We start from the raw sequence: 22,389 nt of genomic DNA, 5'->3' as shown, positions 1-22,389 counted from the left end.
GAACACGCAGGTCAGCCGGACCTGTTCGGTGAAGCGCCCGTGGCCGCTATCGAAGGCCTGCGCTACGAGCGCGACTTCCTGTCCGCCGAGGAAGAAGCCGACCTGCTGCACATCGTGCAGGGCCTGCCGCTCAAGGAGATGCGCTACAAGGAATACACGGCACGGCGGCGCGGCACCAGTTTCGGGGGCAGCTACGACTTCGAGAACAACCGCCTCAAGCCCGGCGCGCCGCTGCCCGAAGCGCTGCATCCGCTGCGCGCGAAGGCGGCCGCGTGGGCCGGCTTCGCGCCCGAAGAGCTCACTCACATGCTGATTGCCGAGTACCGTCCCGGCACGCCGCTGGGCTGGCATCGCGACGTGCCGGACTTCGAGGACATCATCGGCGTTTCGCTGCGCAGCGACGCGGTGATGCAGTTCCGGCCCTACGTGCCCGGCACACCGGCCTCAGGCCCCGCCACGCTCGAATTCCTGATCGAGCCGCGCTCCGTGTACCTGCTGCGCGGCCCGGCGCGCTGGGCATGGCAACATGCCATCGCACCGACCGAGGCCTTGCGCTATTCCATCACCTTGCGCACACGGAGAATTCGCGCCCCATGAACCGCACCACCTTCCTCAAGCTGCTCACGCAAAAACTCTTTCCTGTCCTGAAGGCCGAAGGCTTCGAGGGTTCGGGCCAGACGCTGCGGCGCATCGATGGGCCGCTGATCCATGTGTTCAACGTGCAGGGCGCGAGTGGGGGGAAGGCGTGCTACCTGAACCTCGGCGCGCATCTCGACTTCCTGCCGACCGAAGGCGGTGCCCAGGTGGCGCCCGACGCGCTGGAGGAATCGCATTGCGTCTTTCGCGACCGGATGGAGCCGCCGCCCGGCGCCGCTTTCGGATGGGCCTATGGCGCGACGAAAGAGCAGGCGGAAGAGAACGTCGAGTTCATCGTGAGCGAATGGGCGGGCCCGGGGCGCGCTTTCTTTGCACGGCATGGCAGCTACCCGCAAAGCTTCGAGCAGATGCTGCGCGAGACCGACCCGAACCAGATCCACGCGCGAACGGCTTTGCATCTCGCACGGATCGCAGTGCACCTGGGCGATCGAGCACGAGCGCAGGCCCTGGTCGATGCCGGGCTGGCGCGCGCGCCGGAGCGGGCCACGTCCTTGAAGGCGGACCTCGCGAAGGTCCTGACGGCCTAGCGCTCGGCTAGCTGCGCGCAGCAGCAGCTGAAACGCCCCACATGCGCGGCTTGCCTTCCCACACCGCAAACCCGCTGATGCGCTTGCGCACCGCCCAAGCGTCGAGGCCGTTGAACAGCATCACCATCGGCACCTGCTGGATCATCAGCGCATGGATCTGGTCGAACAGGGCCTGGCGCTTCTTCGGGTCAGACTCGGCGAAGCTGTCGTCGATCAGCTTCAGCGCCTGCGGGTCTTCCCACACCTTGCGCGCCTGCTTGTCCTTCGGGCCCGAGAACTGTTCGTAGCTCAGCGCCGGGTCGAGGCGGGAGGAGTAGCTGAACGAGCTCATCTGGTAGTTGCCGCTGTTGTAGCGGTCGAGTTGCGTGGCCCATTCGAGCACCTCGATCTGCGCGTTGATGCCCACCGCCTGCATCATGGCCTGCGCCAGCACCGCCACCGTATAGCTGGGCACATGGGCGCGCTTGTTGGTCTGGATGGTGATCTTCTCGCCCTTGTAGCCGGCTTCGCGCAGCAGCTTGGCGGCCTGCGCCGGGTCGTAGGGCCAGCCCTTTTTCTGCGCGGCGCTGTAGAAGGCCGAGCCCTTGTGGATCGCGGAGTTGTTGACCGAGCCAAGCCCTTCGGAGGCGGCCGCCACGATCTGCTCGATGTCGAGCGAGGCCGCGATGGCCTGGCGCAGTTTCTGGTTCTTCAACTGCGGGTCGCGCGTCTGGATCAGCAGCACGTTCTTGATGGCCTCGGGTGGTGCCTGCACCGTAAGGTTGCGATCGTTCTTCAGCTCCTGCGCATCGCTCGACGTGATCTGGCCCGCATCTATGGCGCCCGACTTCAGGCCAGCGGCCGCGGTGGCCGCGTCGGGCACAACGAGGAACTTCACCGTGTCCACCAGCGGCGCCTTCAGGCCGGTGTAGCCGTCGGATTTGGTGGCGCCGGCCGGCGAGGTGTAGCCCTTGAAGGCCGTCACAGTGACGTATTCGCCGCGCTTCCACTCGCCGAACTTGAAGGGGCCGGTGCCCACGGGCTTGTCCCAGCTGCCGTCGGCCTTCACCGAGCTCTTGTGCAGGATGGCCGTCATGCCGCAGTCGGTGCGCGCGAGCGTGTCGAGGAACACGGCCGAGGGCTTGTTGATCTTCATGACGAAGGTGCTGTCGTCGGGCGTGGCGGTCTCGACCACCTTCAGGCCGTTGCGGCCGTCGTACTCGCTGGTGCAGCGCCAGTCGGTCTTCGGGTCCATGTAGCGCTTCCAGTTCCACGCGACATCGGCCGAGGTCATTGGTGCGTCGTTGTGGAACTTCACGCCCTTGCGCAGCTTGAAGGTGTAGGTCAGGCCGTCTTTCGACACGTCGACCGACTGCGCCAGCAGCGGGCCCACGCTGCCGTCCATGCGGTAGCCGACCAGCCCTTCGACGATGTTCAGTACCACGCCGTCGGTGGTGTTGTCGCGGTTCACGCCGGGGTTGGTGGAGCGGATGTCCGCGGGCTGGGCCACCGTGACGGTGGTCTGGGCAAAGGCGCCCGAGGCAGCCAGGCAAGCAGCGGCGATGGCAGCGTGGCGGAAAGTGAAGCGGTGCATGAAGGACTCCTGCGGTGCGATTGCAAAAAGAAAAATCAGGCGAAGGCCGGCGTTTCGGCACCGAAGCGCCAGCGCAGCCGCACACCGCCGCCGGCGGTCGGCTCCAGCGCCGGAATGGCCGACAGCAGCTTGCGCGTGTAGTCCTGTTGCGGCGCGTCGAACACTGCATCGCGCGGGCCTTGTTCGACGATGCGGCCGTCCTGCATCACGATCACGCGGTCGGCGACCTGCTCGACCACGCCGAGGTCGTGGCTGATGAAAAGACACGAGAAGCCGTGGCGCTTCTGCAGCTCGGCGAACAGCTCCAGCACCTGCGCGCGCACCGTCACGTCGAGTGCCGACACCGGTTCGTCGGCAATCACGAAAGCCGGCCGGCGCACGATGGCGCGCGCGATCGCCACGCGCTGGCGCTGGCCGCCCGAGAGCTCGTGCGCATACCGCGACGCGAAGGACGCGCCGAGCCCGACCTCGTCTAGCACCTCCTGCACGCGGCGCGCCTTGTCGGCCGCTGACATGCCCTTGATGAGCCGCAGCCCTTCGCCCACCAGCTGGTCGATGGTCATGCGCGGATCGAGCGAGGCATACGGGTCCTGGAAGACCATCTGGCACTGCAGCCGGTAGTCGGACCACCCCGCATCGGAGCGCAGGATGGGCCGGCCGCGGAACAGGATTTCGCCGCCGCTGGGCTTGAGCAGCCCGGCGATGGTGCGGCCCAGCGTGGTCTTGCCCGAGCCCGAGTCGCCGACCACCGCAACCACCTCGCGCGGGCGCACCACCAGGTCGATGCCGTGCAGCGCGCGCTTGGGTACAGCCTTGGTGAACAGGCGGCGGTGGCCCGCGTAGTCGACCACTAGGTTGCGCACTTCGACGACCGGAGCCTCGTCGGCCACCTGCCGCGCGGGCAGGCGGCGCGGCATGGCCTGCAGCAGCTCGCGCGTGTATTCGTGCTTCGGCTGTTCGAGCATGTCGTCGGTGCGGCCGGTTTCCTTCACCTCGCCGTGCCGCATCACGACCATGCGCTGCGTGAAGCGCGCCACCATCGGCAGGTCGTGGCTGATCATCAGCACGGCCGTGTTGTGCTCGCGCGTAAGGCCCACCATGAGTTCCAGTACGTCGCGCTGCACCACGGCGTCGAGCGCGGTGGTCGGCTCATCGGCAATCAGCAGCGCGGGCTCCAGCAGCATCACCGAGGCCAGCATCATCCGCTGGCGCATGCCGCCCGAGAACTCGTGCGGCCATGCATCGAGGGCGCCCTTGGGGTCGCGGATGCCGACGCGCGCCAGCATGTCGAGAATGCGCGCCTGTCGCGCGGCCGCAGGCAGCTCGCGCCGGTGCAGCGCCAGCGCCTCGCCGAGCTGCTTGCCGATAGTCATCGACGGGTTCAGCGAAGTCATCGGCTCCTGGAACACCATGCCCACGCGCGCTCCACGCAGCTCGCGCAGCCGCGCCGGCTTGGCCAGCGCCAGGTCTTCGCCCTCGAACAGGATGCGCCCGGCGGTGCGCACCAGTGGCGGGGGCGTGAGGCCCATGATGGCGCGCGCCGCCTGCGTCTTGCCGCTGCCCGATTCGCCCACGATGCCGACCATCTCGCCCGGGGCGATGTCGAAGGACACGTTGCGCACGATCTCGCGCCCGCCGATGCCGACGGCGAGCGTCAGCCCTTCCACGCTGACCAGCGGGCCGTTTGTTGTGGTCGTCATTGCACGCCCTTCATGCGCGGATCGAGCCAGTCGCGCACCGCGTCGCCCAGCAGGTTGATGCCCAGCAGCGTCAGTGCGATGCACAGGCCCGGAAGAATCGAGAGGTAGCTGGCCTGCGCCATGAACGGGCGGGCCGAGGCGAGCATGTTGCCCCAGGTGGGCGCCGGCGGCGGCACGCCGAGGCCAAGGAACGATAGCGCGCTCTCGGCCAATATGACCCAGCCGAACATCGAAGTGGCCAGCACCGTCAGCGGCGCGGTGCAGTTGGGCAGCACGTGGCGCACCATGGTGTAGAGCTCGGAGTTGCCCAGCACGCGCGAGGATTCGATGAATTCCTTTTCGCGCAGCGACAGCACCGTGCCGCGCACGATGCGCGTCACCGACGGCGTGTAGGCCAGCCCGAGCGCCAGGATGATGCCGTACTGGTTCGCACCCACCACCGCGAGCAGGCCCAGCGCCAGCAGCAGGCCGGGGAAGGCCAGCAGTGCGTTGTTGAAGGCCATCACGATGCGGTCGGTCCAGCCGCGCAGGAAGCCCGTCAGCACGCCGACGATGCTGCCCACCACGATCGAGAAGCCGACAGTCAGCACTGCAATCCACACGCTGGTGGCGGCCCCGGCCATGAGGCGGGAGAGCTCGTCGCGGCCGAATTCGTCGGTGCCCAGCAGGAAGGCGCCGCCCGGCAGCTTCAGGCGCGAGCCGAAGTTGATGCGCAGCGGATCGTGCGGCGTCCACACGAGGCTGACGAGCGCCGCGGCCGCGATCAAACCGACGATGACGATGCCGATCAAGGCGTTGAGGGGAATGCGCTTCTTGCGTTTCATCGTGCTCATTCGACGGCGACTCTCGGGTCGAAGAAGGGGTAGCAAAGGTCGATGACGAGGTTCACCACCACGTAGATAACCGCCACGAACAGCAGGCAGCCCTGTATCACCGGGTAGTCGCGCGCGAAGATCGCATCGACCAGCAGCCGGCCCAGCCCGGGAATGGTGAACACCGTTTCCACCACCGCGATGCCGCCGAGCAGGTTGCCCAGCACCAGGCCGATGAGCGTCCACGTTGGCCCGAAAGCGTTCTTGAAGGCATGGCGCATCAACACCGCGCGCTCCGACAGGCCCTTGGCCCGCGCATGCGTGATGTAGTCCAGCCGCAGCACTTCGAGCGTACTGGCGCGCGCCATGCGCATCAGCACGCCGATCTCGTGCAGGAACAGCGTGAGCACCGGCAGCACCAGGTAGAGCAGGCCGTTCTTCCAGTCTTCGGCGATGCCCACGTAGCCCACCACCGGCAGCCAGCCCAGCTTCAGGCCGAACAGCAGCAGCAACAGCAGGCCCAGCCAGAAGGTCGGAATGGACACCAGCAGCGTGGCCGTGCCGACCAGCAGCAGGTCGGGTGCGCGGTTCTGCTTCCACGCGGCGATCATGCCGGCGGGCACCGCCACCATCGCGGCCAGCGCCACGGCCACCAGCACGATGCGGCCGCTGATGAGAAAGCGGTCGGTCACCAGCGAGAGCACGTCCTGCCCGCTGTTGATCGAGGTGCCCAGGTCGCCCTGCAGCACGTGGCCGAACCAGATGCCGAACTGCGCCGGCAGCGAGCGGTCGAGCCCGAGGCGGGCACGCAACTCGGCCAGGCTGGCCGGCGTGGCGAGGTCGCCCAGCAGCAACTGCGCGGGGTCCCCGGGAATCAGCCGTATCAGCACGAACACCGACACCGCCACGATGAGCAGTGTGGGGATCGCCATGGCGATGCGGGACGCTGCGAAACGGAACATGGGCCGTCTTCCTTGTTACGTGGCGCGCGGCTCGCGCAGTGCATGCAGTGCTTCGGCGAAGAAGTCCTGCACGTGGCCCACGCAGGCCAGGCCGTTGTGCGGCACGTTGTCGAGCAGGTCGAAAGTGACCTTCACGCCCGCCGCCTGGAAGGAGCGGCGCAGCGTTTCCAGCCGCTCGGGCCGGGTGCGGCCGGCATCGTTGGCGCCTGGCATGTAGTACTTGCCGCCTTCGCGGTGCGTGATCTCCCAGGTCTCGATGTCGGCCTTGCCGGCGATCATGTGGACCGGCACGCGGCGCAGGGCATCGAGGTTCATCGGCTTGCCGAAGCGGCCGGCAAAATCTTTCGTGCCCACCCACCAGCCTTGCTCGGGGTCGATCAGCGTGACCGAGCCGGGCGCGCCTATCGACACGGCCCACAGGCGCTCGGGGTGCAGCATTGCGAAGCGATTGGCGAACTGGCCGCCGCCCGAGTAGCCGAAGAGCGCGAACTGGCTGAAGTCGCAGCCGAACTTCTCGCCCACCTCGGCCACCATGTCGAGCAGGATGCGGTCGTAGTGGATGTCGGCCTCGATCAGGTGCTTGAAGCCGTCGCGATTGCCGTCGCCGCGCACGCCGGCCGGGAACAGCGGGCACAGCACGATGCAGTCGTTCCACTTGGCGAAGCCGCTGAAGGCCTCGCGGTAGTTGACGAAGCCGCGGCCGGTACCGTGCATCACCACCACCAGCTGCATCGGCCGCGCGCCGGGCTTGCCGATGTGCTCGGGCACGTAGGTGCAGTAAGAAAAGCGCGGGTCGCTGCGCGAGGCGTAGATGGTGCTGGGGCCCAGGTCGTAGATGGAGCGGGCGCGCTGGTCGGCCAGGGCGGTGGGGGCTTCGGTGGAAGTGTTCTGGGTCATGGGAGCGGGGCGATTAAAGCGTGTATTCCTGGAAATTGCGGGCCTCGTAAGGCTTGCGCGCGACCCACATCACGCGGTTGGCCGCGTCCATGAGCGTGGTGGCGACGGTGGCCGAGATGCTGCTGAAGTCGGCCGGCTTCGGGGTGCGCAGCACGCCGTCGGGCTTGCCGAATTCGTCGGCGAGCGCGGCCTTCACGTCGGTCCAGTCGATGCGGCCCTCCACGCGGCGCAGGGCGTTCTCCACGCGGTGCTGGCGGTAGATGCTGTCAGGGCGCTGCGGCAGGCCCGGGTCGCGCAGCTTGATGACGGCCGAGGGCGACATCCAGTGGTTGGCATGCACGAGCAGGTCGTTTTCGGGCAGCGTCCAGAAGATCTCGCCGGGCGAGGTCTCCAGGCTGATGCCCGAGCCGTCGTCGCCGCTGGACTGCGCCAGGATCATGTTGTTGGCGCAGTAGCGCTTCGAGGCCCAGATGGTCTTCATTGCCTGCGCGAGGTTGGTGGCCTCCAGTACACGTCGGCGCAGCAGCACCAGCGGCACGCCGGCGCCTTTCTGGAAGTCTTCATGGCAGGTCAGCGAATTACCGGTGAGCGACACGCCGTTGCTGTTGAAGCCGTGCCGGGCCAGCGCGCCGGCTTCGGTGAAGGTGAGCATGTCGGGGCCACCTGCATTGCGGATGCGCAGCACGATGCCGGTGTCCACGCATTCCTGGCGCCAGTCCCAGTTGTGGGCGTGCATCAGGCGGCCGGTGGCCGAGCGCGCGGGCAGCACGACGAGGCCGGTGCAGTCGCCGTCTTCGGAGGGTGCCGCGTCGACAGAAGCTTCGGCGGGGCGCTTCATGTCGGCATAGCCGAAGAGCATCTCGGTGCGGCAGTTGAGCATCACGATGTCTTCGAGCGGTACGCCCGCGCCTTCGGCGATGCCGCGCATCTCCTCGAGATAGCTCGCGTCGTAGGCCTCGATCAGCGGCAGCATCGACTGCGCCAGTTGGCGGATGGTGGCGTCGTCCAGGCCGCGGCGGCCGAGCTGGGCGCGGTAGAGCGCCACGCCGCCGGCCACGCGCTCGGGCACGGCGCGGCCGTGCTGCAGGCCGCGCGCATGCGGCGTGCCGGAAACATCGACGAGGGGAAAGTATTCAGGGGTGGTCATGAGGTGAAAGGGGCTGGGGTGTTCCTGTCATCGGCCTGCCGCCTGAAGGCGCTAGGGCAATGACCATGGCCCGCATTCTTTGGCAGGTACAGGAAAAAATAAATTTAAAAATTATTTAGAATTAGTAAATAAATTCTTTTCCTTTCACCGCGGCACGCAACACGCCATGAGCAGCATCCGCTTTCTTCGCACCTTCGTGGCCGCCGCCCGTGGCGGCTCCTTTGCCGCGGCGGCCGACCAGGTTGCGCTGACGCAGGCTGCCGTGGGCCAGCAGATGCGCGCGCTCGAAGCGGAAATGAAGAAGACGCTGTTCGACAAGACCGGCCGCACCATGGTGCTGAGCCCCGCGGGCCATCTGCTGCTGCCGCGCGCCGAAGAGCTGCTGTCGCAATACGAATCGATGCGGCGCGACCTGCAAGACCAGCGGCAGATCGCCGGCACCATCAAGCTCGGCTCGCTGATCTCGGCCATGGGCTTGCTGTCGAGCACGCTGGCGCAGCTCAAGTCGCTGCATCCGAACCTCGAAGTCGAACTGCGCGTGCGTGAGCAGACTCAGCTGATGCAGGACGTGGTGAGCGGCGAGCTCGACGCGGCCGTGGTCGTCGAGCGGCAATGGCCCGAGGTGCCGGGCCTGCTGTGGACGCCGTGCTACGACGAGACGCTCACCGTCATCGCCAACTCGGGCATCGCCGCGCCCGACACGAGCATTGCGAGCCTGTTCGCCACCCAGCCCTTCATCCGCTTCGACCGGCGCACACCGACCGGCGCGCGCATCGACCGCATCCTGCGGCGGCTGCAGCTGGTGCCGAAAGAGTTCCTGGAGCTCAACTCGCTGCTGGCCATTGCGGAGCTCGTGCGCAAGAACGTGGGCTTCACCATGGCGCCGCTGCTGAAAAATTTCGACTGGGAAAGCGACCCCGCGCTATGCGTGCTGCAGCTGCCCGGCCGGCCGATCGCGCGGCGGCTGGGCATGCTGGAGAACGGGCGGCGCAGCCACATCACCGGCGTGGTCCGAGAAGAGATGCTGGCGCACCTGCGCCGCATGAAGCCGGGCTCCTGACACGCACGACAGACAAGGCTGACGCGCAGCGCGTGCGTTCTCCGACCCACGGCGCGCCTCGCGTGCCCAGCATGGAGGCTTCTCATCGAGCAGGAGCAATGCCATGCCAAGAGGCGACAAGTCGTCCTACACGGACAAGCAGAAGCGACAGGCCGAGCACATCGAGGAAGGCTACGAACACCGCGGCGTGGGCAAGGCCGAAGCCGAGCGCCGCGCCTGGGCCACGGTGAATGCCGAGACCGGCGGCGGCAAGAAGTCGGGCTCCGGTCGTGGCAAGGCCGAGAACCATGCGCCGGCACGCAAGGGTGGGCGCATGGGTGGCGCTGCCGCCGCGCATCGCCCAGCGGCCGCACGCTCGGCTTCCGCGATGAAGGCCGCCGCCACGCGCAGGCGCAACGCCGAAAAGCGCGGCTGACACGGAGCCGACGATGCACATCATTCTGGGAGCGACGGGCCACGTCGGCTCGGTGCTGGCGCAAGACCTGCTCGCGCGCAGCGAGCCGGTGACGGTGGTGACGCGCGATGCGCACAAGGCCGAAGCCCTGCGGACCAAGGGCGCGCACGTGGCCGTGGTCGACGTATTCGACACGCATGCGCTGCACCGTGTGTTCAAGGGCGGCCATCGGTTGTTCGTGTTGAACCCGCCGGCGGCGCCCTCGACCGACACGGTGGCCGAAGAGCACAGGAGCCTGCGCGCCATTCTTACGGCGCTCGAAGGCTGCAGGCTCGAGAAGATCGTCGCCGAGTCCACCTACGGCGCGCAGCCCGGTGAGGGCCTTGGCGACCTGGGCGTGCTGTACGACATGGAGCAAGCATTGCGCGCCGGCCCGACGCCGTTCAGCGTCATTCGCGCCGCCTACTACATGAGCAACTGGGACGCCTCGCTGAAGACCGCGCGTGAGGAAGGCAAGGTACACAGCATGTACCCCGCCGACTTCAGGTTGCCGATGGTGGCGCCGCACGATCTCGGCCAGTTCGCCGCCAGGCTGATGCTGGGCCCGCCCGAGTCCTCGGGGCCGCATCACGTCGAGGGGCCGGAGCACTATTCGGCGGGCGACGTGGCGAGGGCTTTCTCGCAAGCGCTGGGGCGACCGGTGGAGGTGGTCGAGACGCCGCGAGAGCAATGGGAGCAGGCGTTCAGGTCGCTGGGCTTTTCCGACGCTGCCGCCAGGTCGTACGCGGCCATGACGCGCGTCACGCTGGACCAGCACTACGAACCACCCGACAAGCCGGAGCGCGGCGCGATTTCATTGGGCGAATACATCTCCGCGCTGGTGAAGAAGAGTCCGGACCGCTGAAACCCGCCAATATGCTGTCCGATATCCGGGGCTCAGGCCGTGAAGCCGCTAAAACCGGACATTCGTGACCTGTTTCTGGCGGCAGCCGGACAACTTGCGTTTTCCCGCCATCGCGGCCCGGGCGCGAGAAGCCGTCTTGTTCGTTGACGTTGCTCCGAACGCGGCTTCTACGCCTGCAAACGTCGCTGATTCGTCCGTCATTTCGCAAGCCGTCCAGCGGTTTGCCGCACGGCGAACCCATCGATACGATCCCGCGCCTTGCCCTCACGAAAGGAATGCGCGGGTGCCTTCTACGACTGCTTCTTCCTCATCTCCCAATGCCGCTTTGCAGCAACGCAGCCGGCGCCATGTCTGGCATCCGTGCACACAGAGCATTCGCCTCGAAGCAGTGCCGCCATTGCCCATCGCGCGAGGCGAGGGCGTCTGGCTTTTCGACCATGAAGGCCGTCGCTACCTCGACGCCACCAGTTCGTGGTGGGTCAACCTCTTTGGCCACGCACACCCCGCGCTCAATGCCGCGCTGAAAGACCAGCTCGACAAGCTGTCGCACGTGATGCTCGCGGGCTGCACGCATGCCCCGGCTGTGGAACTGGCCGAGCGCCTGTCCGCGCTGACGGGGCACGCGCTGGGCCATTGCTTCTATGCCTCCGATGGCGCTTCTGCGGTGGAGATCGCGCTGAAGATGAGCTTCCACGCCTGGCGCAATGCGGGCCGTGGCGGCAAGCAGCGCTTCGTCGCGCTGAAGCAGGGCTACCACGGCGAAACGCTCGGCGCCCTGCACGTGACCGACGTGCCGGTGTTCCGCGACGCCTACGCCCCTTTGCTCGCGAATGCGCACCTCGTTGCGTCACCTGATGCACGCAACGCCAAGTCGGGCGAAGACGCGGCCGCCGTCGCCCGCCGCGCCGCAGCCGAACTCGAAGCTCTGCTGGCCGAACAGCACGACACCATCGCCGCCGTGATCGTCGAGCCGCTGGTGCAATGCGCCACCGGCATGGCGATGCACGACCCCGAATACCTGCGGCTCGTGCGCGCCTTGTGCGACCGCTACCAAGTTCACCTCATCGCCGACGAGATAGCGGTGGGCTGCGGCCGCACCGGCAGCTTCTTCGCGTGCGAGCAGGCCGGTATCTGGCCTGACTTCCTGTGCCTCTCGAAGGGCATCAGCGGCGGCTACCTGCCGCTGGCGCTGGTGATGACGCGTGACGCCATCTACGAAGGCTTTGTCGACGACGACGTGGCGCGCAGCTTTCTGCATTCGCATTCGTACACCGGCAACGCGCTGGCCTGCCGCGCGGCGGTGGCCACGCTGGACCTGTTCGAGAGCGAAGACGCGCTGCAGCGCAACCGCGGCCGGGCGGCGCGCCTGCTGCAGCGACTGCACGACGGACTCGAGGGCCAGCCGGTCGATCACCTGCGGCAGCGGGGAATGATCACGGCCTTCGACGTGCGCGAGCCGGGCGCGCGCTTTGCCGAGCGCTTCCACATGGCGGCGCGTGCGCAGGGGCTGCTGATGCGGCCTATCGGCAACACCGTCTACCTCATGCCGCCGTATGCGATCAACGACGGCGAGATCGACCAGCTGGTCGACGGCACGCTGGCCACGCTGAAAGCCGTCATGGCCACGAGTTCAAAGGAAGGAGCCCGCGATGTCGCGCTTGCTTGACCGCCTGCAGGGCGAGATCCATGCGCTCGACGCCCAGTCGCTGCGCCGCCGCAGGCAGATCGCCGAAACCGCCTGCGCACCCGAACAGACCCTGACGCTGGCCGGCGCCACTGCTCCACGCACCATGCTCGGTTTCAGCAGCAACGACTATCTCGGCCTCGCCGCGCATCCCGCATTGGCTGCTGCGTGGGCCGAAGGCGCTGCGCTGTATGGCACCGGCAGCGGCGGTTCGCACCTGATCCTCGGCCACTCGCGCGCCCACGCACAGCTCGAAGAGCGGCTGGCCGGCTGGATGGCGCCCTTCATTCCCGAGGCGCAGAGCCTGTTCTTCTGCACCGGCTACATGGCCAACCTCGCGGTGCTGTCGGCACTTGGCGGAGCCGAGGCCGTCATCTTCTCGGAGTCGCTCAACCATGCCTCGCTGATCGACGGCGCGCGGCTGGCCAAGGCGCGCGTCGAGCGCTATCCACATTGCGACGTGGCCGCGCTCGATGCGCAACTCGCCGCTTGCGACGCGCCGGTCAAGCTCATCGTGAGCGATGCCGTGTTCAGCATGGACGGCCACATCGCGCCGGTTGCCGAACTGCTCACACTGGCCGAGCGGCACGACGCCTGGCTGGTGATCGACGACGCGCATGGCTTCGGCGTGCTGGGCGACACGGGGCGCGGCGTGCTCGAAGCAATGAGCCTGCGCTCGGAGCGACTGGTGCTGGTGGGCACGCTGGGCAAGGCGGCTGGCGTGTCGGGCGCTTTCGTAGCGGCGCACCGTACCGTCATCGACTACCTGGTGCAGCGTGCGCGGCCCTACATCTTCACCACCGCCGCGCCGCCAGCCGTCGCACATGCGCTGCTCGCGAGCCTGACGCTGATCGAGGGCGAGGAGGGCGCGGAACGCCGTGCGCGGCTGCAGGCCCGCATCGCGCAGTTGCGTCGCGGCCTGAAGGAAGTGCTGCCAGCAGATAGAAGCGCGTGGCTGCCGGAGTCACCCACCGCAATCCAGCCGCTGATCGTCGGCGACAACGCACGCGCGATGCGAGTCATGGCGCAGCTCGATGCACGCGGCCTGCGTGTGGGCGCGATCCGCCCGCCGACGGTGCCCGCCGGCACGGCGCGGTTGCGCATCGCGCTGTCGGCCAGCCACAGCGAAGCCGATGTCGCGCGGCTGGTCGATGCATTGGGCGAAGCCCTCGCGCAGCCTTTGAAGGAAGCCGCATGACGCGCCGGGCCTGGTTCGTGACCGGCACCGACACGGGCATCGGCAAGACGCTGGTCAGCAGCGCCATGCTGAGCCTGCTGGCCGGCTCGGGCCTGCGCGCGGTCGGCATGAAGCCGGTGGCCGCGGGGCTGGAAGACATGAATGGCGAATGGCGCAACGAAGACGTGGAGCAGCTGCACGCGGCCGGCAACGTCGATGCGCCGCTGGCGCTGCGCTGCCCGTACCTGCTGCGTGCGCCGATGTCGCCGCACCTGGCGGCCAGGGAAGAGGGCGTGCACATCGCGCTGCAGCCGATGCTCTCGGCCTTCGCGGAACTGTCGGCGCGTGCCGATGCGGTGGTGGTCGAAGGCGTGGGCGGCTTCTGCGTGCCGTTCGGCGACGACCTCGACAGCGCCGACCTCGCCGTGGCACTGGGCCTGCCTGTGATCCTCGTGGTCGGCCTTCGGCTGGGCTGCCTCAACCATGCGCTGCTGAGCGCCGAGGCGATTCGCGCGCGAGGCCTTGTGCTGGCGGGCTGGGTGGCGAGCATGGTCGATCCATCGATGCTCGCGCCGCAGGCCAATCTGCAGACGCTGCGCGCGCGTCTCGGTGCGCCCTTGCTTGGCATCGTGCCGCACCTCGAACACCCCGATGCGGCCAGCGCTGCCCGCCACATCGACCTGCGCGCACTGCGCGCGACGGCAGCGCATGCCGCGCGCCGCGCTGCGTCGTCGGAGACGCTCTCAGCCGCGCTGGTTTGATTCCACCAGCCGCTTGCCGCGCACGCCGCCCTGGCGTTCCAGCATCCAGCCCGGGTACTCGGCCGGCAGCGCGCTTACCTTGTCCAGCGTGGCGAGTTCATCGGCCGTGAGCTTGATGGCCGTGGCGGCGATGTTGTCGTCCAGCTGCTCGGCGCGCTTGGCGCCGATGATCACGCTGGTCACCACCTGCTGGTGCAGCAGCCATGCCAGCGCGATCTGCGCGACCGACACCTTGCGCGCCTCGGCCAGCTGGCGCATCACGTCGATGCAGTCGTAGGCGCGTTCGACGTTCACCGGCGGAAAATCGAAGGTGGTGCGGCGGCTGCCTTTTTCCGCTTCGGTGTTGCGGCCGAACTTGCCGCTCAGCAGGCCACCCGCAAGCGGGCTCCAGACCATCAGCCCGACGTTTTCGCTACGCAGCATCGGGGCCAGCTCGCGCTCCAGGTCGCGTCCGGCGATGGTGTAGTAGGCCTGCAGCGACTCGAAGCGCGCCAGCCGGTCGCGCTCGGCGATGCCCAGCGCCTTCGCGATCTGCCAGGCCGCCCAGTTCGACACGCCCACATAGCGCACGTGGCCCTGGCGCACGAGGTTGTCCAGCGCGTGCACGGTTTCCTCGATGGGCGTGGCCGGGTCGAAACCATGGATCTGGTACAGGTCGATGTGGTCGAGCTGCAGGCGCTGCAGGCTGGCCTTCACGCCATCCATGATGTGAAAACGCGAGGCGCCGGCCGAGTTGACACCCTTGCTGCCGGTTTCGCCCAGAACCTTGGTGGCGAGCACGAAACTGTCGCGAGGCGCCTTGAGGTTCTTCAGCGCCTGGCCGGTGATGATTTCTGACTGGCCGTCGGAGTACACGTCCGCCGTGTCGATGAAGTTGATGCCGGCGTCCATGGCCTTGCCGATCAGCCCTTCGGCCTCGGATTGCTGCAGGTTGCCGATCTGGCCCCAGATGCCGGAGGAGCCGCCGAAAGTCATGGTGCCGAGGCACAGCTCGGAAACGAAGAGGCCGGTGCGGCCGAATTTGCGGTATTGCATGGAGGAATCCTTTGCGGTGGAGGCGCCCGAGGGAGGCCGAAAGGGCCGGAAAGCCCGGGCGACTGCAAAAAGTATCCGGCTGCCGCCCCCGGCGTGGCGAGCGCGTTCCTGCAAAGTATTTGCCTGATTCTCCAGACCTCCCCGCCGGCAGGTGCGAATCCAAGGGAGGCGCGCTAAGCTACAAAACCGCTCAATCCTCCATGGTGGCCATTCCCTGGCCTCCCACCGCGACAAGGCCCCGAACATGTCCGACGAAACACCCGAAATCGCCGCCGTCATCGCCCAGCCGATGCCGCTGGAACCCGAACTCGACGAAGCCCGCAAGGAACTGGTGGCGCTGATCGAGCACATCACCCAAGGGCAGGATGGCACCGTCATCACCGCCGTGCCCGGCCTGCAGGTGTTCTGCATCAGCAAGCCAGAAGGCCCCAAGCACGGCTTTGCGTCGCCGGCGCTGGGCCTCATTGCACAAGGCTCCAAGCGGATCATCGTGGGCGACGACATCTACGTGTACGACCCCATGCACTATCTCGTCACCTCGGTCGACCTGCCGGTGTGCGGCCAGGTGTGCGTGACGAGCGAGAAAGAGCCGTACCTCGGCGTGCGGCTGGAGCTGGCCCTCGACGAAATCGGCGACCTCATCGGTGACGAGAAGCTGCCGGCCAAGGCCAACGCGCCGGCCTCGCGCGGCATGTACGTCAACCGCATCGCCATGCCGGTGCTGGAGCCGGTGCTGCGCCTGCTGCGGCTGCTCGACACGCCGGAAGACGTGCCGATCATGGCGCCGCTCATCAAGCGCGAGATCATGTACCGCCTGCTGGTGAACGGCGAAGGCGCGCGGCTGCGGCAGATCGCGCTGCAGGACAGCCACACCCAGCGCATCGCCAAGGCCATCAGCGCGCTGCGCGTCAATTACGCGCAATCGCTGCGGGTGGAAGACATGGCGCGGGCGGTGCACATGAGCGTGTCGTCGTTCCACCATCACTTCAAGGCCGTTACCGCGATGAGCCCGCTGCAGTACCAGAAGCAGCTGCGCCTGCAGGAGGCGCGCCGCCAGATGCTGATTGCCGGCGCCGACGTGGCGAGTGCCGCGCACAACGTGGGCTACGAAAGCCCGTCGCAGTTCGCGCGCGAGTACGGCCGCATGTTCGGCGCACCGCCGCTGCGCGACAAGCGCCGCTGGCTCGGCGAGGCGGGCAACGACGCGATGGGCGCGGAGTCGATGGAAGCAGCCTGAGGGCTACAGCTGGTACGGGCCGGCCGGCCGCCTTGTAGCACTTGCTGCAATTTCTTGCGTCGTCCCGACCATGCAGGCTTTGCAAATTTTCGCTATTGTTTTGTTCGCTGCAGCAGCCCGTTCATGTGATCGGGAGAACCAAACAACACGGAGAAATGCATGCTTTGGGAAAAGAAGCTGGCGCAGTGGAGCGCCGCCGTTCGTGCACGCGCCAACCTGCCTGCACGGCTCACCTTGTGGGACGGCCAGTCTTATGACTTCGGCACCTTCAGCGGGCCTTCGGTCACGCTGCACGTGAAGTCGCCCGCGGCGCTGTCGCTGATGCTGCAGCCCACGCTCGACAATCTGGGCGAGGCCTACGTCAAGAGCAAGATCGACATCGAAGGCAAGCTCAGCGACGTCATCGACATTGCCTACGGGCTGGCCAAGACATCGATGGACAAGCCCGGCGGCGCACTGCGGCACATGGCGCGCTACTTCGCGCACACCAGGTCGTCGGACAAGAAGTCCATCGAGTACCACTACGACGTTTCCAACGACTTCTACCGGCTGTGGCTCGACCCGAACATGGTCTATTCGTGCGCCTACTTCGAGAACGGCGACGAAGACCTCGCCACCGCGCAGCTGAAAAAGATCGACCACATCCTCACCAAGATCGAACTGAAGCCGGGCCAGACCCTGCTCGACATCGGCTGCGGCTGGGGCGCGCTGGTGATCCGCGCGGCGCAGAAGTTCGGCGCGCGCTGCGTGGGCGTGACGCTGTCGCAGAACCAGTTCGACCTGGCGACCGAACGCGTGAAGGCCGCCGGCCTGCAGGACCGCATCGAGATCCGCCTGCAGGACTACCGCGACGTGACCGGCCAGTTCGACCGCATCACCAGCGTCGGCATGTTCGAGCACGTGGGCCGCAAGAACCTGCCCGCGTACTTCAAGCGCGTGCAGGAGCTGCTGGCCGACGACGGCGTGGTCATGAACCACGGCATCACCTCGTCCGACCCCGAGGGCGGCGGCGTGTCTTACGGCGGCGGCGACTTCATCGACCGCTACGTGTTCCCCAACGGCGAACTGCCGCACATCAGCCTGACACTGCAGGCCATGCAGCAGGGCGGTCTCGAAGCCTTCGACGTGGAGAACCTGCGCCGCCACTACGCGCAGACGCTGCGCTGCTGGAGCGATGCCTACGAAGCCAACAGCGAGAAGGCGCACGCGTTCGTCGACGAGGAGAAATTCCGCATCTGGCGCATCTACCTCGCGGGCTGCGCCTATGCCTTCGAGAACGACGACGTGGCCATCTACCAGATCGTCGGGCGCAAGGCGGGCAGGTCGGCGAAGACGCTGCCCTGGTCGCGCCGCTACATCTACGACGGCACTTCGGCGTTGAATGCGGGCTGACTGACGGTTGCGGCGGCGTGCGGCCTGAGCCGCTTCAGTAGCCCAGAAGACCGTCCCAGATGGCGAGTTGCGCCAGCTTCGGCACAGTGCCGACGACCACATCCCCGCTGCTGCCTTCGCCCATGCGCACCGCATTCGCCAAGGGGCCCGTGTAGCGCGGCCACGCTGTGCCGGCGCCGAATGCCGTGGCCTGAGGCTCACGCGCGAAAGACACCAGCGCCGCTGCCATGCTTGCCGACAGCTGCGCTTCCGCGGTGCCGTTGCCGACCTTGTCCTTGTAGTAGTCCAGCCCGTAGGTGCCGAAGAGCAATGGCAGGTCGGCGCAGTGCGGCACGCCGTGTCCCGGCGCCTTGAGGGCGTGCGCGTAGGTGCCGAAGCGCACGTCCTTGCCTTCACTGGCGAGCCTGCCGGCGTAGTGCACCGAATGAACGCGAATGGCGTAGTCGCCATAAATCTCCACCATCAGGTCGCCGGCGCCCGTCGGCCGCCCCTCGTCGGCCGCGGCCTGGCGGTAGCTTGCAAGCACCTGGCTGCTCACCGTGGCCGAGTTGGTCAGCGATGTGATGTATGCCAGCAGCTGCGTGTCGTTTTGCGGCAGGGGCGCCGTCAGCGCCTTGCCGGTGGCGGGGTCGATCAGGTCGACGAAGAAGCTGCCTTCGGTCAGCGTGGTCGTGATGATCACGGGCAGGTCGGCCGGCCATGCGGCACGCGTCCAGTCCGCGAGGCAGAACTGCGCATCCACGACCGGAACGAACTTCGAACTGCGCCCGGTCGTGATGGTGGCTGGCAACGGCTGCGCGTTGAGCGCTATCTCCGCCGCATGGAGCGTGGCGGCCGGCACGTCGCGCAGGCCCCGCGGCGTAGTGTTCAGGCGGGCGGCCAGCAGTTCGGTGTATGCCGCCGCGTCCTTCAGGCTGAAGCTGTTCGGTGCCGCGTTGCTGCCGGGGCTCAACAGCACGACCTTGCGCAGGAACTTCCGGGAGACGGGGTTCTGCGCAATGACCGCTGCGCTGGTGCCGCCGGCCGATTGCCCCATCAGGCAGATGTTGTCCGGGTCACCCCCGAAGGCGGCGGCGTTCTGGTGCACCCATTGCAGCGCGGCCATCTGGTCCTGCAGCTGCCAGTTGGCGACGCTGCCGGTGTCGGCATCGACAAGGTCCGGGTGCGAAAGGCCGCCCAGCGCACCCAGCCGGAAGTTGACTGTGACCACCACCACGCCGAGTGCCGCGAGCGCCGCGCCGTTCATCAGCGACATGCTGGTGGCGCCGGTGCGCCAGGCGCCGCCGTGCAGCCACACGATCACCGGCGCCCTGGCGGCATCGGCAGGCGCCCACACGTTGACCGTCAGGCAGTCTTCGCTCTGCTGCGCCGGTACGGGGTAGATCCACGTGACGTACGGCGGCAGCGTCTGCAGGCTGGCAGCGCCGAACTTGTCGGCGTTCACTACGTCGGACGCGGGCTTGAACGGTTTCGGCGACTGGAAGCGCAGCGCGCCGACAGGCGCCTGGGCATACGGAATGCCGAGGTACGACGCAACGCTGCCGCTGACCTGTCCCTTGAACCGGCCCGAGGTGGTGTCGGCGACCGGCGCAGCGGCCTGTTGTCCGGTGCCTGTACCGTTGCCGGCAAAAGGTGTCGAGAAGCCGCCACCGCCTCCGCCGCCACAACCGGCCAGCGGCAGCGCGATCAACGCGCCGGTCGCCTGGATGAACCGCCGCCGGCTTTCGGGCCAGATCGGGAAAGAACTCTTCTTCTCGTGATGCGCCATCGTCGTCCTCGGGTGGCCGGTTCCACAGCGGACCCGACTTGCGGCCGATGCTAGGAGCGATGACCGTGCGATGACACCCGGGCTAATGCAACGCAGCTTTCTGAATATGCAGTTTCGATAAACGCAGTTTCGGACGCTATCGCACCGTTTTCGAATAGGGCTCGGTGGCCTCCACCAGCATCGCCAGAAACTGCCGCCCCGCCAGCGTGAGGTCGCGGCGCGAGGGATACAGCGCGTGGATCGAGATGGTCGGTGGCGCCCATCCCGGCGCCACCACGCGCAGGCGGCCCTGTTCCAGGTCTTTGGCACACAGGCTGGCCGGCAGCCGCGCGATGCCGATGCCCGCGAGCGCCGCCTGGTGGATCTGCAGCAGGCTGTCGCTGGTGAAACGTGGATGCACGTTCAGCTCGACCTCGGCATCGCCGGGTCCGCGCAGCAGCCAGCGCGAGGGATGCGGGCCGAAGGTCCAGCCGATGGCGGGGCAGTCGTCCAGCGCCGCAAGCGCTTGCGGCGTGGCCGGCTCGCCCAGCGATTCGAACAGCGTCGGCGTGGCTGCCAGCAGGTACGGAAAATCGCCGAGCTTGCGCGACACCATGCTCGAATCGGGCAGCGTGTCGATGCTCGGGCGAATCAGCAGGTCGGCCGCCTCGCTCCAAGGGGAAGGGCGCCCGTCTGTGGAGTCCAGCGTCAGCGTCACCTTCGGATGCCGCTTGACGAACTCCACGCACAGTCGTCCGACCAGGCCCGTGGCCATGGCGACGGGGCACGACACCCGCAGATGGCCCGACGGCTCGTTGAGCGTGTCCTGCGCCACGGCGAGCGCGTTGCGGGTCTCGGCGCGAATCGCCAGGCCGTGCTGGTACAGGCGTTCGCCGATCTCCGTCACCTTGAAGCGCCGGGAGCTGCGCACCAGCAGGCTCACGCCAAGGCGCTTTTCGAGGCCCGCGATGCGGCGGCTCAACCGGGACACGGGAATGTTGTGGCGCGTGCTCGCAGCATTGAACCCGCCGGCTTCCACCACCAGCACGAGCGCGATCAGGTCGTCGACGACGCCATTGAGTTCATCCATTCGCAGCTTTCTGAAGCGCCCGGCGCCCGGATGACGCCGGCCGGCTGCACCGGACTGTAGCCAACGAACGGCGCCGAGAGCCCGAGCAGCGGACAGGGACTCGTGCCGTCTATAGCATGCACGGCTCATGACCTCCCCCAACAGAACAACAAACCGCCCGCTGGTCATCGCCTCCATCATGGCCTCCATGGCGATGGTGGCCATCGAAGCCACCATCGTCTCCACCGTGATGCCGCAGATCGCCTCCGAGCTGGGCGGCCTGCATCTCTACAGCTGGGTGTTCGCCTCCTTCCTGCTCGCACAGACCGCGATGACGGTGGTGTTCGGCAAGCTCTCCGACCTGTATGGCCGCAAGCCCATCATGTTCGTGGGCATCGCCGTCTTCGTCATCGGCTCGGTGCTGGCGGGCTTCTCGTGGTCGATGCCGGCCATGATCTGCTTCCGGCTGATCCAGGGCATTGGCGCGGGCGCCATCCAGCCTGTGTCGCTCACCATCGTGGGCGACCTCTATCCGGTGCGCGAGCGCGGCAAGGTGCAGGGCTGGCTCGCGAGCGTGTGGGCCGTGTCTGCAGTGGTCGGGCCGATCATCGGCGCGCTGATCGTGCAGAAGCTGTCGTGGGCCTGGATCTTCTGGGTCAACGTGCCCATCGGGCTGGCTGCCGCAGCGGGCTTCTGGTTCTTTCTGCACGAGGCGCCCACGGTGCGGCGCTCATCCATCGACATGGTGGGCGCGGTGCTGTTCACCATCGGCATCGCGGCGCTGATGATTGCGCTGACCGAGTTCGGTGTCGGCAATTCAGGCGTGGCGCTCGCGTGGGCCGGGTTGTTCGTCGTCACGCTCGCGCTGTTCATCGCACAGGAGCGCCGCGCGGCCGACCCCATGGTGTCGCTGCGCCTCTGGGGCGCGCGGATGATCGCCACCGTGAACGGCGCGGCCATGCTCGCCGGCATGGTGCTGATCGGCATCACGACCTTTTTGCCGATGTACGTGCAGGTGGTGCTCGAGCGTTCGTCGGTCACGGCCGGCCTCACGCTCACGATGGTGATGCTCGGCTGGCCCATCGGCGCGACGCTGACCTCGCGCACCTTCCACCGCATCGGGCTTTGGCGCATGGTGGTGGCCGGTGCGGCGCTGATTCCGCTGGGCACATCGACCTTCGCCTTGCTGGGCGCCGGCAGCTCGCCGGTGCTGCCCGCCGTGGGCTCTTTCATCATCGGCCTCGGCATGGGCGTGATGAGCCTGAGCTCGCTGATCCTGATCCAGGAGGGCGTGGAGCTTTCGCAGCGCGGCGTCGCCACCGCATCGAACGTGTTCTCGCGCAACCTCGGCAGCGCGCTGGGCGCGGCCTTCTTCGGCGCGGTCTTCAATTTCGGGCTGACGCGCGGCGACGGCACGATGATGTTCACCGACGACCAGTTGCGCCTGCTGCTGCAGGGCGTGCACGGCTCCGTCGCGGGGGATGCAGGCATCCGTCTGTCGCTGGGTGGCTCGCTGCATCTCACCTTCGTGGCGATGCTGGTCGTGAGCCTAGGTGTGATCGCGCTGGCGTTGCTGCTGCCCAAGGAAGGGCTGGAGAGCCATGCAGTGGGGGCGGGGAAGCCGGCGCCGAAGTAGTCCGGCCCCGAACCGCCG

20 protein-coding genes are annotated in these 22,389 nt (G+C 67.4%); 11 read left to right on the top strand and 9 right to left on the bottom strand.

Features of this window, described 5'->3' with window-relative positions:
* Window positions 1-39: 39 nt before the first annotated feature.
* On the top strand, window positions 40-597 hold the full coding sequence (locus BMW87_RS04590) for an alpha-ketoglutarate-dependent dioxygenase AlkB (RefSeq protein WP_256216659.1): 558 nt from the start codon (window positions 40-42) through the stop codon (window positions 595-597).
* On the top strand, window positions 594-1,184 hold the full coding sequence (locus BMW87_RS04585) for a DUF4304 domain-containing protein (RefSeq protein WP_093054858.1): 591 nt from the start codon (window positions 594-596) through the stop codon (window positions 1,182-1,184). Before BMW87_RS04590 ends, BMW87_RS04585 begins: the two co-directional genes overlap by 4 nt.
* A gap of 7 nt (window positions 1,185-1,191) precedes the next feature.
* Here the strand turns inward: BMW87_RS04585 and BMW87_RS04580 are convergent, their stop codons facing one another.
* Genes BMW87_RS04580 through BMW87_RS04555 form a run of 6 tightly spaced genes read right to left on the bottom strand, consistent with a single transcriptional unit; the run spans window position 1,192 to window position 8,275 of the window.
* Window positions 1,192-2,757, bottom strand: a complete 1,566-nt coding sequence (locus BMW87_RS04580) for an ABC transporter substrate-binding protein (protein ID WP_093074510.1) — start codon at window positions 2,755-2,757, stop codon at window positions 1,192-1,194.
* A 35-nt stretch (window positions 2,758-2,792) separates the two neighbouring features.
* Complete coding sequence (locus BMW87_RS04575) at window positions 2,793-4,457, bottom strand: ABC transporter ATP-binding protein (RefSeq protein ID WP_093074508.1); 1,665 nt, start codon at window positions 4,455-4,457, stop codon at window positions 2,793-2,795.
* A complete protein-coding gene (locus BMW87_RS04570) occupies window positions 4,454-5,281 on the bottom strand; it encodes an ABC transporter permease (protein WP_093054950.1) in 828 nt (275 codons plus the stop codon). Before BMW87_RS04570 ends, BMW87_RS04575 begins: the two co-directional genes overlap by 4 nt.
* Before the next feature lie 5 nt (window positions 5,282-5,286).
* The gene (locus BMW87_RS04565) at window positions 5,287-6,231 is read right to left on the bottom strand and encodes an ABC transporter permease (protein WP_093054864.1); all 945 of its coding nucleotides are present in this window, start codon (window positions 6,229-6,231) and stop codon (window positions 5,287-5,289) included.
* Window positions 6,232-6,246: 15 nt separating this feature from the next.
* On the bottom strand, window positions 6,247-7,128 hold the full coding sequence (locus BMW87_RS04560) for an alpha/beta hydrolase family protein (RefSeq protein WP_093074506.1): 882 nt from the start codon (window positions 7,126-7,128) through the stop codon (window positions 6,247-6,249).
* A 13-nt stretch (window positions 7,129-7,141) separates the two neighbouring features.
* Window positions 7,142-8,275, bottom strand: coding sequence for a C45 family autoproteolytic acyltransferase/hydrolase (locus BMW87_RS04555; RefSeq protein WP_093074504.1), 1,134 nt, complete (start codon window positions 8,273-8,275; stop codon window positions 7,142-7,144).
* A 166-nt stretch (window positions 8,276-8,441) separates the two neighbouring features.
* Here BMW87_RS04555 and BMW87_RS04550 point away from each other — a divergent pair, with 166 nt between their 5' ends.
* From BMW87_RS04550 to bioD, 6 genes are all read left to right on the top strand, one after another.
* Window positions 8,442-9,335, top strand: coding sequence for a LysR substrate-binding domain-containing protein (locus BMW87_RS04550; RefSeq protein WP_093074502.1), 894 nt, complete (start codon window positions 8,442-8,444; stop codon window positions 9,333-9,335).
* 103 nt (window positions 9,336-9,438) lie between these two features.
* On the top strand, window positions 9,439-9,750 hold the full coding sequence (locus tag BMW87_RS04545) for a plasmid stabilization protein (RefSeq protein WP_093074500.1): 312 nt from the start codon (window positions 9,439-9,441) through the stop codon (window positions 9,748-9,750).
* Window positions 9,751-9,763: 13 nt separating this feature from the next.
* On the top strand, window positions 9,764-10,633 hold the full coding sequence (locus BMW87_RS04540; protein WP_093074498.1) for an NmrA family NAD(P)-binding protein: 870 nt from the start codon (window positions 9,764-9,766) through the stop codon (window positions 10,631-10,633).
* Window positions 10,634-10,916: 283 nt separating this feature from the next.
* A complete protein-coding gene (gene bioA, locus BMW87_RS04535) occupies window positions 10,917-12,299 on the top strand; it encodes an adenosylmethionine--8-amino-7-oxononanoate transaminase (protein WP_093074496.1) in 1,383 nt (460 codons plus the stop codon).
* Window positions 12,283-13,515 (top strand): 8-amino-7-oxononanoate synthase, encoded by a 1,233-nt coding sequence (bioF, locus tag BMW87_RS04530; protein ID WP_093074494.1) that lies wholly within the window; start codon window positions 12,283-12,285, stop codon window positions 13,513-13,515. The genes bioA and bioF overlap by 17 nt, the downstream gene beginning before the upstream one ends.
* A complete protein-coding gene (bioD, locus tag BMW87_RS04525; RefSeq protein ID WP_093074492.1) occupies window positions 13,512-14,255 on the top strand; it encodes a dethiobiotin synthase in 744 nt (247 codons plus the stop codon). Before bioF ends, bioD begins: the two co-directional genes overlap by 4 nt.
* Here bioD and BMW87_RS04520 read toward each other — a convergent pair.
* Window positions 14,238-15,290 (bottom strand): aldo/keto reductase, encoded by a 1,053-nt coding sequence (locus tag BMW87_RS04520; RefSeq protein WP_093054881.1) that lies wholly within the window; start codon window positions 15,288-15,290, stop codon window positions 14,238-14,240. The two genes, bioD and BMW87_RS04520, sit on opposite strands and share 18 nt — an antisense overlap.
* Window positions 15,291-15,534: 244 nt before the next feature.
* Here BMW87_RS04520 and BMW87_RS04515 point away from each other — a divergent pair, with 244 nt between their 5' ends.
* Both BMW87_RS04515 and BMW87_RS04510 read left to right on the top strand, forming a co-directional pair.
* On the top strand, window positions 15,535-16,527 hold the full coding sequence (locus tag BMW87_RS04515; RefSeq protein ID WP_093054883.1) for an AraC family transcriptional regulator: 993 nt from the start codon (window positions 15,535-15,537) through the stop codon (window positions 16,525-16,527).
* A 159-nt stretch (window positions 16,528-16,686) separates the two neighbouring features.
* The gene (locus BMW87_RS04510; protein WP_093074490.1) at window positions 16,687-17,919 is read left to right on the top strand and encodes an SAM-dependent methyltransferase; all 1,233 of its coding nucleotides are present in this window, start codon (window positions 16,687-16,689) and stop codon (window positions 17,917-17,919) included.
* Window positions 17,920-17,953: 34 nt separating this feature from the next.
* Here BMW87_RS04510 and BMW87_RS04505 read toward each other — a convergent pair whose 3' ends face one another.
* Both BMW87_RS04505 and BMW87_RS04500 read right to left on the bottom strand, forming a co-directional pair.
* Window positions 17,954-19,687: a carboxylesterase/lipase family protein gene (locus tag BMW87_RS04505; RefSeq protein WP_093074488.1), complete on the bottom strand. Its 1,734-nt coding sequence runs from the start codon at window positions 19,685-19,687 to the stop codon at window positions 17,954-17,956.
* Between the two features lie 136 nt (window positions 19,688-19,823).
* The gene (locus BMW87_RS04500; RefSeq protein ID WP_093074486.1) at window positions 19,824-20,756 is read right to left on the bottom strand and encodes a LysR substrate-binding domain-containing protein; all 933 of its coding nucleotides are present in this window, start codon (window positions 20,754-20,756) and stop codon (window positions 19,824-19,826) included.
* Window positions 20,757-20,883: 127 nt separating this feature from the next.
* On the opposite strand from BMW87_RS04500, the gene BMW87_RS04495 reads away from it, so the two are divergent.
* Window positions 20,884-22,371, top strand: a complete 1,488-nt coding sequence (locus tag BMW87_RS04495) for an MFS transporter (RefSeq protein ID WP_093074484.1) — start codon at window positions 20,884-20,886, stop codon at window positions 22,369-22,371.
* Window positions 22,372-22,389 lie beyond the last annotated feature (18 nt).

The sequence above is a fragment of the Variovorax sp. OV084 genome (assembly GCF_900111625.1).
Lineage (GTDB): Bacteria > Pseudomonadota > Gammaproteobacteria > Burkholderiales > Burkholderiaceae_C > Variovorax.
This window is presented reverse-complemented; position numbering and strand designations above follow the sequence as displayed.

Bases quoted from the DNA above. Each gene is read 5' to 3' on its own strand.
- bioF (WP_093074494.1), top strand. From the start codon at position 12,283: ATGTCGCGCTTGCTTGACCGCCTGCAGGGCGAGATCCATGCGCTCGAC.
- BMW87_RS04550 (WP_093074502.1), top strand. From the start codon at position 8,442: ATGAGCAGCATCCGCTTTCTTCGCACCTTCGTGGCCGCCGCCCGTGGC.
- BMW87_RS04540 (WP_093074498.1), top strand. From the start codon at position 9,764: ATGCACATCATTCTGGGAGCGACGGGCCACGTCGGCTCGGTGCTGGCG.
- BMW87_RS04505 (WP_093074488.1), bottom strand. From the start codon at position 19,687: ATGGCGCATCACGAGAAGAAGAGTTCTTTCCCGATCTGGCCCGAAAGC.
- BMW87_RS04500 (WP_093074486.1), bottom strand. From the start codon at position 20,756: ATGGATGAACTCAATGGCGTCGTCGACGACCTGATCGCGCTCGTGCTG.
- BMW87_RS04510 (WP_093074490.1), top strand. From the start codon at position 16,687: ATGCTTTGGGAAAAGAAGCTGGCGCAGTGGAGCGCCGCCGTTCGTGCA.
- BMW87_RS04515 (WP_093054883.1), top strand. From the start codon at position 15,535: ATGTCCGACGAAACACCCGAAATCGCCGCCGTCATCGCCCAGCCGATG.
- BMW87_RS04545 (WP_093074500.1), top strand. From the start codon at position 9,439: ATGCCAAGAGGCGACAAGTCGTCCTACACGGACAAGCAGAAGCGACAG.
- BMW87_RS04565 (WP_093054864.1), bottom strand. From the start codon at position 6,231: ATGTTCCGTTTCGCAGCGTCCCGCATCGCCATGGCGATCCCCACACTG.
- BMW87_RS04585 (WP_093054858.1), top strand. From the start codon at position 594: ATGAACCGCACCACCTTCCTCAAGCTGCTCACGCAAAAACTCTTTCCT.
- BMW87_RS04575 (WP_093074508.1), bottom strand. From the start codon at position 4,457: ATGACGACCACAACAAACGGCCCGCTGGTCAGCGTGGAAGGGCTGACG.
- BMW87_RS04580 (WP_093074510.1), bottom strand. From the start codon at position 2,757: ATGCACCGCTTCACTTTCCGCCACGCTGCCATCGCCGCTGCTTGCCTG.
- BMW87_RS04520 (WP_093054881.1), bottom strand. From the start codon at position 15,290: ATGCAATACCGCAAATTCGGCCGCACCGGCCTCTTCGTTTCCGAGCTG.
- BMW87_RS04570 (WP_093054950.1), bottom strand. From the start codon at position 5,281: ATGAAACGCAAGAAGCGCATTCCCCTCAACGCCTTGATCGGCATCGTC.
- BMW87_RS04560 (WP_093074506.1), bottom strand. From the start codon at position 7,128: ATGACCCAGAACACTTCCACCGAAGCCCCCACCGCCCTGGCCGACCAG.
- BMW87_RS04555 (WP_093074504.1), bottom strand. From the start codon at position 8,275: ATGACCACCCCTGAATACTTTCCCCTCGTCGATGTTTCCGGCACGCCG.
- bioD (WP_093074492.1), top strand. From the start codon at position 13,512: ATGACGCGCCGGGCCTGGTTCGTGACCGGCACCGACACGGGCATCGGC.
- BMW87_RS04495 (WP_093074484.1), top strand. From the start codon at position 20,884: ATGACCTCCCCCAACAGAACAACAAACCGCCCGCTGGTCATCGCCTCC.